The following is a 2,000-nucleotide window of genomic DNA, read 5'->3' as shown; positions in this document are numbered from 1 at the left end:
GTCCGGGGGCGGGGAGGGCGCTCCGGACGCCTGATCCGTGCCCGCGCGGGCGCGGCACGCGGCGGCACGCCCCGCCGTGCCCGGCGGGCGCGCCCGCGTCCAGCTGCGGTTCGGACCTGTCCGCACGGCTGCCTCCTCGCCAGGCCGCGTCGCTCCCCGGGGACCGCCGGCGGCCCTCGGACTCCCAGCAGACCCCGGCGGCCCGCGGCGGCGGTCCGGGCAGCCCGTAGCATGCGGGCATGAACCGACCCGCTGACGACACCCCCGACCCCGCGCTGCGGGAGGCCGCACGCACACCCGAGTTCTGGCGCGGCCAGATCGTGGCGCGTATCGCGGCGGACCCCGATGTCAGCGGCCAGGAGTTGTTCGGCACCTTCCAGAAGCTGTACCGGCGCCGTATCGCCCAGGAGATCGAGGAGCGGGGCCTGACGAGCGCCGCAGAGGTCGCGGACGCGCTCCGCGCCGGCAGGCTCGGGGAACTGCCCGGCCTCCACTGACGCCCGACCTCGCTCCTCGGGGGCGACCCGGCGGGCGTGCGAACCGGCAGCGGGGGGCGACCCGGCACACGGCTCTCAACTCGCCCCGCGTGTACGGCCGATAGGGGAATCATGCGTGCGCAGGGCCGGTTTCATTCCTTCCGGTGAACCGGCATCCGGCGTCTCGATGAAGGCCCCGTGCCTTCCGCATAGTGGAACGGCTGGTCGCGGGCGGCCAGTCCGAGCCTCACGGAGGGTGAGCACACCATGCGCAGCGAAGCGATCGACCGCGTCAGAGTGGTCTTCGATCTGTTCGACGTCAATGGCAACGGCATTCTCGAATCCGACGACTTCGACCTCATGGCGGACCGTGTCGTCCAGGCCGTGCCGGACGCGGAGGAGGACGCGAAGGCCGCCATGGTGGCGGCCTTCGGTACGTACTGGGAGACTCTGCTGCGCGAGTTGGACGAGAACCGCGACGGGAGGATCAGCTTCGAGGAGTACACCGCCTGTGTCCTGAACCCGGAGCGGTTCGACGACGCGCTCGACGACTTCGCCACCTCCCTGGCCGGCCTCGGCGACCTCGCGGGAGACGGATACGTCACCCGCCCCGTGTTCGCCGCGCTGATGACGGCCATCGGCTTCCCGGTGCCCAACATCCACGCGCTGTTCGACGCGTTCGGCCCCGACGAGGACGACCGGATCACGGCCGCCGTCTGGGCCACGGGGATCAGGGACTACTACAGCCCCGACAAGGCAGGGATCGCGGGCGACAAGCTGGTCGGGGAGCCCGCGGCGAGCTGAACTCCGCCCCGCTCCCGGGTGGTTCGCGGCCGGGCGGGGGGGGGGGCCCGGCGGGGGGCCCCCCGCGGGGGGGGGGGCGGGGCCGGGGGGGGGGGGGGGGGCGGGGGCCCGCCCCCCCCCCCCCGGGCGGGGGGGGGCGGCGCGCGGGGCGCCCCCGGCCCCCCCCCGGGCCTGCCCGGACGGTGCCTGCGGCCGTCACGGTCTGATGCTGCTGACCATGTCGGCGGTCGCCGATACGCCGTTGTTGATGGTGGACGCCATGCTCGTGCTCGCCAGCATGAAGCCGAGCAGCATGCAGACCACGGCGTGCCAGATCTTCAGCCCGCCGCTGCGGACGAAGATCACCGCCATGATCGCGAGCAGCAGCAACAGAGAGACCGAGATCGCCATCGTGCACCCTCCTCCGCCGCACGGTGTTGCGGCATGTGGGCGCCAGTGTGGCGGAGGAGGGGCGCCGTCCGGCCGCGTGACGTGTCCGCCGTTCGGGTGATGGTGGACCGCACACCGTTACGAGGCCCCGCGCCGGGCTCGTAGCAGCGACGCGGGGGCGACCGGCGGCGGCGTGGCCGCGCTCGTACGGCGCCTTCGGCACCCCGAGCGCCTTCGGCACCCCGAACGAGAACCCGGGGGGGCCCCCCCCCCGGGGGGGGGGGGGGGGGGGGGGGGGGGGGGGGGGGGGGGGCCCCGGGGGGGGGCGGCGGGGGCCCGGGGGGGGGCGGG

At 75.3% G+C, this 2,000-nt stretch carries 3 protein-coding genes; 2 read left to right on the top strand and 1 reads right to left on the bottom strand.

The window, feature by feature from the left end:
- Positions 1-239: 239 nt before the first annotated feature.
- Positions 240-497, top strand: coding sequence for a hypothetical protein (locus LCE31_RS39245; RefSeq protein WP_225023036.1), 258 nt, complete (start codon positions 240-242; stop codon positions 495-497).
- 246 nt (positions 498-743) lie between these two features.
- Positions 744-1,280, top strand: coding sequence for an EF-hand domain-containing protein (locus LCE31_RS39240; RefSeq protein ID WP_225023035.1), 537 nt, complete (start codon positions 744-746; stop codon positions 1,278-1,280).
- Positions 1,281-1,475: 195 nt separating this feature from the next.
- On the opposite strand, the gene LCE31_RS39235 is transcribed toward LCE31_RS39240, so the two are convergent.
- The gene (locus LCE31_RS39235) at positions 1,476-1,670 is read right to left on the bottom strand and encodes a hypothetical protein (RefSeq protein WP_225023034.1); all 195 of its coding nucleotides are present in this window, start codon (positions 1,668-1,670) and stop codon (positions 1,476-1,478) included.
- Between the last annotated feature and the right edge of the window lie 330 nt (positions 1,671-2,000).

Origin of the sequence: Streptomyces sp. 8L (genome assembly GCF_020176795.1) — a bacterium.
Lineage (GTDB): Bacteria > Actinomycetota > Actinomycetes > Streptomycetales > Streptomycetaceae > Streptomyces.
This window is presented reverse-complemented; position numbering and strand designations above follow the sequence as displayed.